Here is a 14443-nt window from a genome sequence, read left to right on the forward strand (position 1 = left end):
GGGGCTCGTGCGCATGGCATCTCTTTCGGGCAACAGACCCGGCAGACAGATCGATTCCACCGTCGATCTCTACGATCTGGGCCGGACGCTCCTGCGCAGGCGCTGGACGATACTCTTTTGCGTGGTGGCTGTTACCGGTCTGGCCTTTGCTGCGCTGAGCACGATAGCGCCCCGCTACTCTGCCACGGCGCGCATTCTCATCGATCCGCGCGAGCAGCGCGTGGTGCAGAACGAAATCGTCCAGCAGGGGCTGGGCGGCGACATGGCGCTCGTTGACAGCCAGATCGAGGTGATCACTTCCGAGACCGTGCTTGGCCGCGTCGTGGAAAGCATGAATCTCGCTGACGATCCCCAGTTCGGCGGACAGCCCGGTGGAGGGCGCACAGCTGCCGACATCGCGATGGAAGGGCTCGCCCGGGCAACCGAGGTGACGCGCCGCGACAACACCTATGTGATCGAGATCAGTGTCACCACCCGGGAGGCGGCCAAGTCCGCGCGCCTTGCCAATGCGATTGCGGCCGCCTATGTCGCCGACCAGATTTCGTCGGCCGCCAATTCCGCACGCGATATCAGCGCTGCCATCCGCAGCCGGCTTGCCGAGCTGCAGAAGCAGCTGAACGATGCCGAGGAAGGGATCGAAACCTTCAAGCGCGAGCACAACATCTCGCTTACCGAAGGCCAGACCCTCGGCGATCGCCGGCTGACCGATCTTTCCGCCCGGCAGTCGGAAGCGCTGTCACGCGTCAATGAAGCCAATTCCCGCCTTCAGGTGCTTGAAGAGAGCCTGCGCACCCGTGGGTATGTGGGCGCGACGGTTTCAGATGCCGGCAGTGCCATGGGGGCGCTGCGCACCCGTCTGGCGGATGCAAGGCAGCGGCTGGCCGACCTTCAGAATGTTCTGGGCCCCCGTCATCCGCGCGTGACCGCCGCCATCCAGGAAGTGACGCAAGCCGAAACCGCCATTCGCGAAGAAAGCGGCAGGCTGGTGGCAAGCGCACGTGACGATCAGCGGATTGCAGTCGATGCGCTGAACAAGATCAACGCAGAACTTCAGAGCGCCACCACTGCATCGTTCTCGACCAATCAGGATCTGATCAGGCTGCGCGAGCTTGAACGCGAGGCGCAGTCGATCAGGCTCGTCTATGAATCCTTCCTCGTACGCGCGCAGGAAACAGCGCAGCAGGAAGGCATTGCCGCGCGCACCGCCCGCGTGATCGCGGAAGCGGCAGTGCCCGCCGCTCCCTCCTTCCCGCCCCGCATGCCGCTTCTGATCGCCGCCGTGTTGATGGGGCTGTTCGCCGGCATACTGATGGCGATCCTGCTCGACTTCTTCGCGGGTCTTCTGGGCCGGCGCCCGAATAGCTCCTCACTGATGCCGAAACCCGGCGCGGAGGTGGAGCTCAACGGCCTCGTTCTGGTGACGACGCTGCATGATCCGGTCACGGCCCGTCAGGGTGCGCTGGACCTTGCGCAGGGAGCCGCATCGCGTGGCCGGCGCACGATCTTCATCGATCTGGCGGAAGACGCCCCCAGAACGGTTCCCGGGCTGGCCGACATCGCACTCGGAGAAATTTCCGCTTTCGGTGCAGTGAAAGCCGATCAGGACAGTGGGCTCCATGTCCTCAACATCGGGCGTTCGCGCGCCGTCGAACGTCTTTCCCGTCGTGAGGTTTCCAACGTCATCGAAGCCGTCACAGCCGAGTATGACGACGTCGTGGTCAATATCGGTGAGCTCGAAACCGAGCATGGCCTGCCTGCCCGAACCGTTGCCGAACTGACCCGCAATGCGGCTCTTGTGGTCAATCCCGGACGCGTCGATGCACGCGAACAGCGCATGGTCGAGGCATTGTCAAATGATGGTGCAGTGACTGTCTCGCTGGTGGCGCGCGGTGAAGCCACCCGTCTCGACAAGGTGGCCTGAGCCGGCCTCCCGGCTGATGCCGTTTGTGCCGTGAGATGGCGCGGCTGAAAAAGGCTTCAGCCAGAGTGCAGGGAAACCGGCTTCTCACCAGAAGTGTTTGCTGAGCCTTTCGATGTTCTCTTTGCTCCCAACGTCTCGTCCATGCGCTGATATTTCCGGCGTGCCTAACACTGAGATAAAACCGGCTTAATTCAGAAGGGGGAGGAATCCCGGTCCTTCATCGCCAATCACGGAGCGGATATGAGACAGAACTCCGGGACAGAGAAGCACCCTGTTTAAGCGGTGATCAAGGACATCCGACGGTTCAGCCGCAAGCAGTATTGAGCGGAGGAGAATATCCGCATCAGGGGTGTCGCTGAAATTGCGCTCCGCGAAAGATGCGCGGGGAAATCGGGGATCAGGCTTTTTCCTGCGAATTGCTGCATCCGGTGCGTAAGATGGCAAAGCGTGTGAAGCCGGTATAGACCAGTGTTTGCAGGCCCCACGCTATAACGCGGGCGATGACGATGCCTTTTGCGCCCTGATCCTGCAAAAGCCACGTGCCGATGATGAAGGTCGCCGCCCAGCCGGCGGTGATGGTCAGGCCCGTCCACATATGGCCGGATGAGACGGGAACCTGTCCCAGCGGCAGGGCGCAGGCGATCATTGCCGAGGCGAAGACCACGATCACGAAAACGGGCCAGTCGCGCGCGGGATCGAGCTTGAACACCAGCAGGAACCAGTCGCCGAACAGCATCATCACCGACACGAAGCCGATGGCGATGACAAGGTTGGTGCCGATGCTCATCGCCAGTATGTTGAGGACGCGCCTACGGTTGCCCTCGCCGAAGCCGGTGGACAGCATCGGGATCAGAACCTGCACCACGATCTGCGGGGCAAACAGCAGCAGCGTCTCGAGTTGCATGGCGATGAAATAGAGGCCGACCTGCTCCAGCCCGTCGGGCTTGTTGACCACGATGGTGGTGCAGATCCAGTTCACCGGCTCATACAGGATGCTCGCCAGCAAGGCCGGTATGGCGTAGCGCGTGATCATCCGCCATTGCGACAGCGCCCCCCGGAAGGCGAGCGGGACGCCATGGGCTTTCAGCGCCCGCATCATCGTCGGCATGGTGATGAAGCAGCCGGCGAGATAGGCGCAGCCAAGCGCGATGAATGCGCCGGTCAGGCCATGCAGATAGAGGCCGGCCGGCACCGCCGCTATCATAAGCGCGCCCATGATGATGTTGAGGCGGGCGATCGCCCGGAATTCCTGAAGACCGCTCAGTATGGCTGTCTGGACGCTGTTCAGCGCGCTGACCACGATGATGGGAGCGATGACCCCCAGGTAGAAGCCGAGCTGCGGCTGCCTGAGCAGGCGGTTGGCGATATCGTCTGCGAGGCAGAAGATGACGAGTCCCAGAAGCGCGCTGGTCGCGGCGACCAGAATGAGGGCCATGCCGGCCAGCCGCCCGGCCGTTTCCGGATCGGTCGTGGCATAGGCGGCGACATTGCGGGTCGCCATCAGGCTGACGCCGGTGGCTGCCAGCATGCTTGCCGAAACCAGCGTACCGTAGGTGACGCCGAATTTGCCGACCGCTTCGATGCCGAACCAGTGCGAGATCAGAATGGTCGTGATCATCGGGGTCAGCCGCACGGCCACCGTGCCGAGTACGGACCAGACAAAGCCGAAGCTGAATCTGCGCAGATCGGCCGACTGGCTGATCAGTGTCCGTATTGGGCGCATCAAGATATCTTCCCCGTTTCAGGTCCCCGTGCCAGCTTTCTATCAGCAATTTATGAGGCAGCCGTTATCGGCTGCCTTATTGTCGGCAAAGACGGGTCGGGCCAGAGCGGGCTCATATCTGCCGCAGGCTCGCTACATGCGGGCAGCTTGCCCGTTCTGAGCAGATAAAGGTGGGTTGCGCCGCTCCTGAGCATTAAGCCGGCCTTAGCATTTGAAGCCCATTACTATCGACCGGGGTCGGGAGCATTGGAACAGTCCGTTCATGGGCCGGTTCGATGCTTAAAAAAGGTATTGGAGCATGTTTTTGCGTGTCCAGGAGGGCGTGCGGGGCTCTGAGGGGCGGTGATAGTCTTGCTATGAGCACGATTGATGTCTTGGTGCCCGCACAGGCGGTATGTCGTATACATCTGGTGATCGCAGAACGGCTTCGCGAGAAGGGTCACGATGTGGCGCTTGTCGGCGTGGACGCGCCGGGTGTGCCGGGCGTACTCGAGAACATATTGTTTCTGGAGCGCAGGATGCTTTGCATCCGCTCGCACAAGCTCATGGAGCGCATCCGCGATGTGCAGTTTCATCCGGCGCGACCCGAAGCAGCCCTGCGCGTCAACCTTTCGGGAAGCGGCGAACAATTCACATCCCCGGTGCTCACGCCTAAATTTGCCGGCTGCAATTCGATCGCCCAGGCGGCCAGGCTCCTGATGATGGGGCGCCTGCCGGACGTGGACATCGTGCTCGACGAGGGCCGGTCTGTCGCCCACGCCGCCCCGATGGTCGATAGCCGCCTTTCTGTCTTCCGCGGAATCAACGACGTGCTGGCGCGGGTGGCAACGCTGATGGTCGATACAGCGCATCGCTATGTTTCCGGCGAACGGCTGGGCTTCGTGCCGGCGGGCGCTCAGGCTGAACCATCTCCGACGAGTGCCGATATTGTCGGCTCCTACATCCTGTCGATGATGCCGAGGCAGGCGCGGGGCGCGTTCATGCGGCTCGGTTTCCACCTGCACCGCTGGAACGTCAGCTACAGGTTCCACAAGGGCAGGCGTGTCGCCGACACCGGTCTTCTGGCCGGAGAGCCGTGGATAACCCTGCCCGACGATGGCAAGCGCTTCTATGCCGACCCGTTCCTCTTCGAATGGCAGGGGCGCTACTTCATCTTCGTGGAAGACTGCCCCCATGGCAGCGACAAGGCAGTGTTGTCGGTAGCCGAGATATTCGAGGATGGCACGGCGACCGTTCCCAGATGCGTCATCGACGAGCCCTATCACCTTTCCTATCCACAGGTGTTCGCCCATGACGGCGAGATCTGGATGCTGCCGGAGAGCGGATCCGGAAACAATCTGGTTCTCTATCGGGCCGAGCATTTTCCGAACCGGTGGGTGCGGCACTCCGTGTTGCTGCCCGACTGCGAGATTTTCGACGCCACCTTGCTGAAGCACAGCGGGCGGCTGTGGCTCTTCGCAAGCCAGCGCGACGGCTATGGCAGCGCCTCGGATACGATGGCGGTGTTCCATTCCATCTCCCTGCATGGACCCTGGATCCCCCATGTCGCAAATCCGGTCAGGATAGATCGCGCCGCGGCCCGGCCCGGAGGGCATTTCGTTCAGGTGGACGACCGGATCGTTCTGCCGCTGCAGGACGGAACGCATGATTACGGCGGGGCGCTTGGTCTGGCCGATCTCGTGGAACTCGACGAAAGCAAGGTGCGCCTGACGCCGCCGGTGCCGGTTCTGTCTTCTGGCAAAAACCCCTATCCGCGGGTTCATACCCTCAACAGCACCGCTCATCTTGAGGCCATCGACTGCATTTCGCCGATGATGCGCAACAGGCTGCGCAGGGCAGGGTGAGCATGCCCGCTGCGATCCGCGTCCTGTGCATCGTGCCGCGCGGCCTGAAAGGGCGCGGCGGCATCGAAACGCTGTTCTCGCATGTCGACGAGGAACTGCGGGCGCATCCTGAGCTGGGCCTCGAAATGGACTTTCTGGCATCACGCGGCGATGCGTCCGGCGCGGGCTGGGTGCTGCACTTTCCTTTCGCCTTCCTGCGCTATGTGTGGATGGTGGCGACACGGCGCTACGACATCGTCCACCTCAATGCCGCGACCAATGCTTCGGCGTGGCGCAAATGGATGATGCAGGGCGTGGCACGCCTGCTCGGTGTGGCGACTGTGGTGCATTTCCATGGTTCGGCCTTTCCGAAGCCGGGTGAAAAGCAGCCGGGGTGGGTGCCGGTTCTGAGGCAGGTTTTCGAGCGTGCGTCGGCCATCATCGTGCTCGGAAACTACTGGCGCGAATTCGTCGCCCGCTTCTATGGCATGCCCGTCGAACACTTTGATGTGGTCGCCAACGGCGTCGCCGATTTCGCCCCGGATGCGCCGCTGCCGCGCGAGGCGGGCACGCCCGTGCGGCTGCTGTTCGCCGGCAATCTGACCGATGCGAAGGGGGCCGGCGCACTGCTGCAGGCGCTGTCGCTTTTGCCGGCCGACCTGCCCGGCTGGCATATGACCTTTGCAGGCACCGGCGATGTGCAGGGCTTTCGTGATGAAGCCGCAAGGCTTGGTCTTTCGCAGCAGGCGGAATTCACCGGCTGGGTTGCGCGCGATGCGATCCTGCCGCTTTACCGGCAGGCTGACATCGTGGTTCTGCCCTCCCGCAACGAGGTGCTGCCCGTCTGCCTCCTGGAAGGCGCATGCGCGGGCGCAGCACTCGTTGCGACACCGGTGGGCTCCGTGCCGGACGTGCTGCATGAAGGCGAAAACGGCCTGCTGATCCGACCGGACGATCCGGGAAACATCGCCGAAGCGCTGGGGCTGCTGATTGCCGATACCGGGCGCAGGGAAGCGTTTCGCAATACATCGCGCGCGATCTACAAGGATCGTTTCGGGCTCGAATCGATGGTTGCCGCGCTGAAGAGCGTCTATTCCAAAGCTCTTGAAGGTCGCAAACAGCGATTTTCGGGTGTTTAACCCGGTTGTTCCGGTTCCGAATCGATCTCTCAGGCGAGCGTCGGGCGGAAGATGCGGAAGAACTGTTCGAGATTGGCGAGCGCCCACAGAACCTTTTCATGGTTCTGCACGCCGCCAATGTGCTCGGCCATCAGCCGGTCGATTTCGCGCGGTTCGCAGACCTGCCGCACGGTTGAATCGCCGGACTGCAGAAGGTCGCGCATCTGGTCTGCCATGCCGGTGCGGAACCATTGTTCCACCGGCACGCGGAAGCCGACCTTCTTGCGGGTGACGATGGCCTCGGGCAGCATTCGCGCTGCCAGCACGCGCAGCACGCGCTTGCCCTTCGGAGCGCCGGTCAGGAACGCATCGGGGAAACGCGCGACGAGTTCTGCCAGCTTCACATCCATGAACGGCATGCGACCTTCTATGGAGCCGGCCATCATCATGCGGTCGCCGCGTTCCAGCAGATTGTCGGGCAGCCATGAGGTCTGGTCGAAATGCAGCATCCTCTTCAGGGGGCTGGCGGCGCCGGCAGCATCGAAGGGCAGGGGATCTGGCAGGCGCGAGGCAGGTGATCCGCGGTAGAGCGCTTCCGCCAGATCGGCATCGCCGCCGCCGAACCATGCCACCATGCGCGCCTGATAGTCGCGAATGCCGGCGACGCCCGCCACGGTCTTCACGCGCCTGAGCGAATAGGGCAGGGCGCGTGCGCCGGGGGCGATAATGGCATCATGCAGGAAGCCCGGCATCAGCCGCTGGTACATGGCAACCCATGGCTCGGCGCGATGCTTTGGGTATCCGCCCAAAAGCTCGTCGGCGCCCTCGCCGGTCAGCACCATCTTGACGCTGCGGCTGGCCATTCTGGACAAAAGCAGCACCGGCAGGTCGGAAGGCTCGGCGACGGGCGCACCGCGCCGCAGCACCGCTTCCTCCCACACGGAGGTGAAGTCGTTCAGGCCGACGGAAAGTTCGTGATGATCGGTGCCGAAGGCTTTGGCAACCTGCGCGGCATAGGGCAGTTCGGAAGAGCCCGGCACATCGAAGCCAACCGAGAAGGTGGAGACCGGCTTGCTCACATGGCGGCTCATCAGCGCCACGATCATCGAGGAATCGAGCCCGCCCGACAGATAGGCGCCGAACGGCGCATCCGAACGCAGCCGCAGTTGCACCGCCTCGTCGAGCTGTGCGGAGAACAGGCGCAGCGCCTCGTCGAAGTCGGTGACGTCGGGCGTGCTTCGCGAAAACGGCGTGGTGAAATAGCGCGTGGTGGAAACCTTGTCGCCATCCAGCACCATGAAGGTGCCGGGCGGCACCTTGGCGATGCCCCTGAAAAAGGTGGCCGGCCCCGGCACATAGCGGTAGCTCAGATATTCGCGCAGCGAATCCCGGTCGAGCCGGTCATTGATGCCCGGAAACCTGCGCAGCGGCTCGATTTCCGAGGCGAAGGCATGCACGCCTTCGGCCCGGGCGACGAACAGCGGCTTCTTGCCGAACGGGTCGCGGGCCGCGATCAGGCGGCCGGTGTGGCTGTCCCAGAGCAGGAAGGCGAACATGCCGTTGAAGCGGGAAAAGCATTCCTCGCCCCACGCGCGCCACGCCTCGATCAGGACTTCCGTGTCGCCCTGCGTGGCGAAGCGATGGCCGCGCTCCATGAGTTCCGCGCGCAGCTCGATATAGTTGTAGATCTCGCCATTGTAGACGATCGTGTAGCGGCCATCATGCGAGTGCATCGGCTGCGGGCTGCCTTCGATGTCGACGATCGACAGGCGGCGGTGGCCGAGCCCGACCTGCCAGTCGCCATCGGGACTGCGGGCGGTAAACGTGCCGCGCCCGTCAGGTCCCCGGTGGGCCAGAAGGTCGGTGGCCGTGTTCAGTTCGGCATCGAGCGACAGGCGCGATCTGGCATGAAATCCGAAGATGCCACACATGGCGCGAGCCTCTACTGTTTGCCGTGGGTCGCCGCGGAGCCGTTCACGGCATCCCCGGCGGCAACAGTCTTCCTGCCCGTGAACAAGGCCTCATAGGCCGCCAGCAGCTTCGGAGCTTCATAGTTCCAGGCGAGCTCCTTGCGGACCCGTTCGCGTCCGAACGCGCCCATGGCAGCGCGGCGTTCAGGATCGTCGAGAAGGTCGGCGATCTTGTCGCCGAAGTCTGCCGGATCGGTGCAGGTGGCGTAGAGCGAGGCTTCCTGTGCCGAGAACCGCCCCTCGCGCAGATCGTACTGCACGATCGGCTTTCCGAGCGCCATGTACTCCATGATCTTGTTCATGGTCGACTTGTCGTTCATCGCCGTCGGCCGGTCCGGGTTGACGCAGACATCGGAGGTCGAGAGCGCGGAGAACAGTGTCTCGTCCGGGCAGCGTCCGGTGAAGGTGACGTAGTCGCCCAGCCCCATCGCCACGCTTTCGGCCCTGATCGTTTCCAGCTCCGGGCCGCCGCCGCAGATGACGAACTGGATGTCGTCGCGCTTGCGCACATTGACCAGATGGCTGACCGATTCCAGCAGGAGGTCGAGCCCTTCCTGCTTGCCGATGACGCCGACATAGCCGACGACGAAGCGGCGGCCGTTGCGCCATTTCGCATCCGGCTCCACCTCGCGCACGCGGTCGAGATTGGGACCGGAGCGCACGATATGCACCTTGTCCGGATCCATGCCGCCCCGGGTGATGGCGATCTCGCGATAGCTCTCATTGGTGGCAAGCGAGCGGTTGGCGGTGCGGAACGACAGCTTCTCCAGCCACACCATCAGCTTCCAGCCGAAATCGCGGCGGCCGAACTTGGCCTCGTAGAGTTCGGGATTGATATCGTGGTGATCGAACAGGAATTTCTTGCCGAACAGCCGGTAGAAGCCGCCGATCAGGAAGATGGTGTCGGGCGGATTGCAGGCGTGTATGACATCGAAGCCGCGCTGCCACAGCACCTTGAGCGACAGCAGGAATTCCCAGAACAGGGCAGCGCTGTATTCCACCGCATAGCCCAGCACGCCCTCGGCATCGAGCGGCAGGGAATGGCGGTAGATGTGGACGCCGTCGATCACCTCGTGGGAGGCGGTCGAGCCCTTGCCTTTCGGGCAGATGACCGAGACCTGATAGCCGGCTTTGACAAGCGTGGTGGCCTCCGACCAGACCCGCCGGTCGAAGGGAACAGGCAGGTTCTCGACGATGATGAGGACGCGCCTACCAGTTGATGCCGTCATAAGTCCCCGCAATCGCGTCGGTGTTCGGCAGCCGCGCCATGTCGAGCAGCACCTGGCCGGGCCGCATCTTGTTCACCACCGCCTCATATTCGGGCGAACGGCTGGTGGCGACCAGAATGTCGGCATGCTTCACCACGTCGTCAACCGACGGCACCATGAGCTGGGTGACATGCGGGATGGCGTTCATCAGATAGGCCTTGTTGGCGCCGACCAGCTTCGCCAGCGAGACGTTCTGGTCGAAGATGCGGATGTCGCAACCCTTGCCGAGCAGGCGCTCGATCAGCTCCAGATAGGGGCTCTCGCGCAGGTCGTCAGTGCCGGCCTTGAAAGAGAAGCCGAGGAAGCCGATGTTGCGCTTGCCGTGGCCGAGCACCCATTGCAGCGCGCGTTCGATCTGCTGCTTGTTGGACGGCATCAGCGATTTCAGCAGCGGCGCCTCCACGTCATGCTGAACGGCATAGGCGTTGATGGCACGCACGTCCTTGGGCAGGCAGGAGCCGCCGAAGGCGAAGCCGGGCAGCAGATAGGCATTGGAGATGTTGAGCTTGGTGTCGGCGAAGAACACCTTCATCAGCTCGTGGCTGTCGACGCCGGCCGCCTTGCAGATATTGCCGATCTCATTGCCGAAGGCGACCTTCAGCGCATGCCATGTGTTGTCGGTGTATTTCACCAGTTCCGCCAGCCGTGGCTCGGTGAGGATCGTCTGTCCGGGCAGGCCGGCATAAAGGTCGAGCAGGCGCTGGCGGGTCTGCTCGTCGTCGGTGCCGATCACGGTCTTGGCGGGGGTGTTGAAGTCGGCGACCGCCGACCCCTCGCGCATGAACTCGGGATTGGAGGCAACGCCGAAACCGACGCCCAGCTTCTTGCCGGAAGCTTCTTCAAGTGCCGGCACGACGATGTCGGCCAGCGTGCCCGGCAGCACGGTCGAGCGGATCACCACCGAATGGTAGCTGTCCTTTGTGGCAAGCACGGCCCCGATCTGGCGGGCCACCGCTTCAACTGCGGAAAGATCGAGCGAGCCGTTTGGCCGCGAAGGCGTGCCGACGCACAAAAGCGACAGGTCACTGCCCATGACCGCTTCTTCCGTCGAGGTGGTGGCCTTCAGGCTGCCTGCGGCGACCTTTGCCGCGACCAGTTCGCCGATGTCCTTCTCGATGATCGGGCTCTGGCCCGCATTGACGAGGGCGACCTTGGACTCGCTGACGTCGCAGCCGATGACCTCATGGCCGCGTTCGGCCAGGCAGGCAGCGCAGACTGTTCCGACATATCCCAGTCCGAAAATAGAAACTTTCATTGATGCTCGACCATTTGCCCTGTTTCCGCAAACGTAGCGGAATTACCTGTCCTGCCCATTGGCACCCATGTACCTGTCACAGGTAAAGGTCACGTTACGGGTGACAGGATTATCGAACAGCGCCACCGCCGCGCCGACGCCGGCGCGCGTAAAACAACGGTTGCAGCCTCCTGCAGGATGCCGAAGCCGGGAGAATGAAAACCGCGCCCCGAGACCGCGTCGGCGCGGATAATTTCGATGGTCGCACCTTCGGGCGCGGCGAGCGTGAGTTCATGCCGGCCATTGCGGCTTACCTGCACCTCACCCTGCACGGCAAACACGTCGAGGTCCGGTGCGAGCAGGAACGCAATCTCAACCTCTCCGGCAGGTTCGGTTCCGCTCAGGCTGTCGGTGATGTCGAAGCCGTTGGCGGTCTCCGTGATCTCGCGGCGGTGGATGACCCCGAAGCGCTTTTCATACCCGTCATGGGAGGCCGAGACCGCAAGCGGCAAACTGTCCGCCCCCTTGTCGAGCGTGGCCCGCGCCCGGCGCGGCATCCAGTTGAAGGGGCCGGATGGCTCGCTCTGGCTGACCCCGCTCAGAGTGAGGGTGTTGTGCACCGGCGTCACGCGAAAGCGGCGGCGGTTCTCGCCTTCCGAATGGTAGAGGTAGGTTCCCGCATCAACCAGCACCGGCCGGCCGTCGAGCGACAGCCAGACCGAAAGCGCATCGGCATGGCCATGCGCGGCAAGCGCGCCGAAACCCAGCGGGCCATGATCGAAGGTGAAATGCACGCGCCGGCCGGCGATCTCACCGCGCCGGATGGTGTAGCCGCCGTCTCTGAAGGTCGTCGTGACGTCCGCGGGGACGGGGCCGGGTGGCGGCGCTGCGAAGACGATGTCGCGCCAGTGCGGATCGCTGATATGCGGCGCAACATCGGGACGTTCGAGGAAGCCGGCGATGGCACCGGCGATGGAGGCGGCATAGCGAGGTTCGTCGCTGCCATGGGCCATAAGTACGCGGCTCTGGTCGTCGTCGCCGATCAGCGGCACGATGCCATTATCGTCGAGGAAGGCGCAGAGCGCCTGCGCGGCTATCGCCAGTCGCTCGCGCACGGCAGGCAGGGGGGCGTCCGCGCCGATGGCCGCGAAGCCGACCAGCAGCATCTCCAGCGTGAAGGCCGAATAGGCGGGCGACTGTTCCTGCCCGACGCCATCCTCATGAAAAAGTGCGAGCGCCCTGTCTTCGAGACGCGACCGGCCCTGCGCCAGCCACTCCGGCGCCTTCGCATGACCGGGCAGCAGGCGCGCGGCCAGAGCAAGCCCCATCGCCTCGGCCACGAGATGGTTGTTGGCAGAGGAAAACAGCGAGGGAAAACGCGCCAGCCATGTGCCATGGGCGGCCACGAAAGCGGCGAGCTTCTCGCCTGTCGCGCTGTCGATCCACGGATCGAGGGCGGCGACGATCACGCTCAATGAAACAAGTCTGTAGCCGGCTTCTATTCCCGAATACCAGTTTACGCCCCGGCCGGGCGGGTTGGCCTCCATCCATGAAAGCACAGACCGCAGGATGGCCCCGGCAAGAGCGGCGTCCTGCGTGCGGTGGGCATGGATGGCGGGTGCCGCCAGAAAATGCAGACGGTTTGCCTCGGCGACATATTTGACGTCGCGTTTGTCCCCCTCGAAGCGGAAATCGATGTCGAAGGCCGACACTTCCGCGCCCGGCCAGTCCGTGCTGCTGACCGGATCCAGCGTCCATATGGAAGGGGCGATGCCGCCGCCGGCGTCGAGAACCGCTCCCGGCCAGTCGCGGTTCAGCAGCCTCAGCTTGCCGGAGCGGAACGTGTCGGCGGCATGCGCCAGCTGCGCCGAAATCATTGCCGGCAGATCGTTTTCGAACAGCGGTGCGAACATCGGCAGCACCTGCGGCCGTGCGCCTGGCTTGGCGAACTGCGCCCAGCCGCCATTCTCGCGCCGGGCGGCACGCCGTGCAATCTGCTCGCGAATCCGATGGCCGATCTCGCCGCGTTCCATGACGGCGAGGCGACGCGCATACCAGCTTAGCCGTCCCAACATGAAAGTGCCTTAGCAGGGTGCGGTTGCGTTAGAGTTAATGTGCCACGGCCCCGCTGGGCAGGTGGGTCAGTTGCGGATCTTCTTCCGTCTCGCCAGCAACCCGGCGTAGATCTCTTCCACGGTATCTGCCAGATGCGCGTATTCGCGGTTGGCCTTGATCCATGGGGGGCCCTTTGCCCCCATTGCCTCGGCCTTTTGCGGGTCGTCGAAAAGCCGCGCCACGGCCTGTGCCATCGCTTCGCCTGAAAAGGCGGTGATGTATCCGGCGCCGCTGCAGTTGATGACCTCGCTCTGGTCATAGTGAACCGTCGCCACCACCGGCCTGCCCATGGCCAGATACTCAACCAGCTTGGTCGGGGTCGCGACCTGCTGGGCGGAGTCCATCTCGAAAGGCGACAGGCACACATCCACCCGCTTGACCCAGCCGAGCGCTTCGGCAAGCGGCAGGCGTCCGGTGAAGATCACCCGTTCGGATATGCCAAGCTTTTCCAGCTGTTCCATGAAATTGTCGCGCTCGAAATCAGGCACTGCGCCGATGATGACCAGCACTGCGTCGTAGCCTTCGGCCACAAGTGCAGCCAGCGCCTGAAAGGTCAGATCGGTGGTGATGCTGAAAACATCCGCGCACATATAGGCCATGCTTTTCCTGCCCGTCAGGCGCGGATCGTCTGTCGGGACAATGGATTGCGCATTGTAGCGCCCGGTGGAGACGCCCATCGGGATCGGCGTCATCTTCTGCATGGGTATGCCGCGAAAGCCGACGCGCTCGCGCATGCGTTTCGACTGCACGATGACATGGTCGGTGAGGGGCAGCCCCACATGGTAGAACAGAACGCTGCCCAGGGTGGCGTAGAGCATCCGCAGCAGCCGTGATGGCCAGCTCATCGGAACGAGATTTTCCACGGCGATGCGCAGGCGCGCTTCCAGCACCGGATAGCTCATCCAGAACAGGCAGGGCGTGCCTGAGATTTTCGCGGCGAGAGCGTAGGTGATCACCCACAGCGGCTGGTCGCGGACCTGCACGAGGTCATAGCGGCCGCGCGCGACCTCCCACGCCAGTTTCAGCCGCAGCCAGTTCTCAGCCAGCATGTACCGCACGGAGCCGAAGCGCTTCGCCTTGGCGCGGTGAGCCAGATAGAAGCGCTCGCTTCCACGCTCTTCCACGCGGGCCGGGCCGTCCTGATAGGGGCGCAGGCTCCAGTCTATCTCAAGCCCGCGACCGACCAGATGGTTGGAAAACAGCTCCACCAGATCGACACGGAAGGGCGGATAGTCGTCCGGGGCGACGAACAGCATGCGCACTCCGGCCAG

General features: G+C 63.5%; 9 protein-coding genes. 3 read left to right on the forward strand and 6 right to left on the reverse strand.

Features of this window, described 5'->3' with window-relative positions; all coding sequences use genetic code 11:
- Positions 1 to 13: 13 nt before the first annotated feature.
- Positions 14 to 1921: a GumC family protein gene (locus tag HNR59_RS05660; protein ID WP_183827135.1), complete on the forward strand. Its 1908-nt coding sequence runs from the start codon at positions 14 to 16 to the stop codon at positions 1919 to 1921.
- 397 nt (positions 1922 to 2318) lie between these two features.
- On the opposite strand, the gene HNR59_RS05665 is transcribed toward HNR59_RS05660, so the two are convergent.
- Positions 2319 to 3644 carry an oligosaccharide flippase family protein gene (locus HNR59_RS05665; RefSeq protein WP_183827138.1) on the reverse strand — a complete coding sequence of 442 codons (1326 nt, stop codon included), beginning with the start codon at positions 3642 to 3644 and terminating at the stop codon, positions 2319 to 2321.
- 356 nt (positions 3645 to 4000) lie between these two features.
- On the opposite strand from HNR59_RS05665, the gene HNR59_RS05670 reads away from it, so the two are divergent.
- Together HNR59_RS05670 and HNR59_RS05675 are read left to right on the forward strand one after the other, a co-directional pair.
- Positions 4001 to 5488 (forward strand): glucosamine inositolphosphorylceramide transferase family protein, encoded by a 1488-nt coding sequence (locus HNR59_RS05670; protein ID WP_183827140.1) that lies wholly within the window; start codon positions 4001 to 4003, stop codon positions 5486 to 5488.
- Positions 5489 to 5490: 2 nt separating this feature from the next.
- Positions 5491 to 6606: a glycosyltransferase family 4 protein gene (locus HNR59_RS05675; protein ID WP_183827143.1), complete on the forward strand. Its 1116-nt coding sequence runs from the start codon at positions 5491 to 5493 to the stop codon at positions 6604 to 6606.
- Positions 6607 to 6635: 29 nt separating this feature from the next.
- On the opposite strand, the gene asnB is transcribed toward HNR59_RS05675, so the two are convergent.
- The 5 genes from asnB to HNR59_RS05700 form a co-directional block, all read right to left on the reverse strand.
- A complete protein-coding gene (gene asnB, locus HNR59_RS05680; RefSeq protein WP_183827146.1) occupies positions 6636 to 8516 on the reverse strand; it encodes an asparagine synthase (glutamine-hydrolyzing) in 1881 nt (626 codons plus the stop codon).
- Between the two features lie 11 nt (positions 8517 to 8527).
- Positions 8528 to 9784 (reverse strand): glycosyltransferase family 4 protein, encoded by a 1257-nt coding sequence (locus HNR59_RS05685; protein WP_183827149.1) that lies wholly within the window; start codon positions 9782 to 9784, stop codon positions 8528 to 8530.
- Positions 9765 to 11078 (reverse strand): nucleotide sugar dehydrogenase, encoded by a 1314-nt coding sequence (locus HNR59_RS05690; protein WP_183827152.1) that lies wholly within the window; start codon positions 11076 to 11078, stop codon positions 9765 to 9767. Before HNR59_RS05690 ends, HNR59_RS05685 begins: the two co-directional genes overlap by 20 nt.
- 89 nt (positions 11079 to 11167) lie before the next feature.
- Positions 11168 to 13132, reverse strand: coding sequence for a heparinase II/III family protein (locus HNR59_RS05695; RefSeq protein ID WP_183827155.1), 1965 nt, complete (start codon positions 13130 to 13132; stop codon positions 11168 to 11170).
- Positions 13133 to 13198: 66 nt separating this feature from the next.
- A complete protein-coding gene (locus tag HNR59_RS05700; protein ID WP_183827158.1) occupies positions 13199 to 14428 on the reverse strand; it encodes a glycosyltransferase in 1230 nt (409 codons plus the stop codon).
- Positions 14429 to 14443 lie beyond the last annotated feature (15 nt).

Origin of the sequence: Aquamicrobium lusatiense (assembly GCF_014201615.1) — a bacterium.
GTDB classification, from domain to species: domain Bacteria; phylum Pseudomonadota; class Alphaproteobacteria; order Rhizobiales; family Rhizobiaceae; genus Mesorhizobium; species Mesorhizobium lusatiense.

Bases quoted from the DNA above. Each gene is read 5' to 3' on its own strand.
- HNR59_RS05660 (WP_183827135.1), top strand. From the start codon at position 14: ATGGCATCTCTTTCGGGCAACAGACCCGGCAGACAGATCGATTCCACC.
- HNR59_RS05665 (WP_183827138.1), bottom strand. From the start codon at position 3,644: ATGCGCCCAATACGGACACTGATCAGCCAGTCGGCCGATCTGCGCAGA.
- HNR59_RS05670 (WP_183827140.1), top strand. From the start codon at position 4,001: ATGAGCACGATTGATGTCTTGGTGCCCGCACAGGCGGTATGTCGTATA.
- HNR59_RS05675 (WP_183827143.1), top strand. From the start codon at position 5,491: ATGCCCGCTGCGATCCGCGTCCTGTGCATCGTGCCGCGCGGCCTGAAA.
- asnB (WP_183827146.1), bottom strand. From the start codon at position 8,516: ATGTGTGGCATCTTCGGATTTCATGCCAGATCGCGCCTGTCGCTCGAT.
- HNR59_RS05685 (WP_183827149.1), bottom strand. From the start codon at position 9,784: ATGACGGCATCAACTGGTAGGCGCGTCCTCATCATCGTCGAGAACCTG.
- HNR59_RS05690 (WP_183827152.1), bottom strand. From the start codon at position 11,078: ATGAAAGTTTCTATTTTCGGACTGGGATATGTCGGAACAGTCTGCGCT.
- HNR59_RS05695 (WP_183827155.1), bottom strand. From the start codon at position 13,132: ATGTTGGGACGGCTAAGCTGGTATGCGCGTCGCCTCGCCGTCATGGAA.
- HNR59_RS05700 (WP_183827158.1), bottom strand. From the start codon at position 14,428: ATGCTGTTCGTCGCCCCGGACGACTATCCGCCCTTCCGTGTCGATCTG.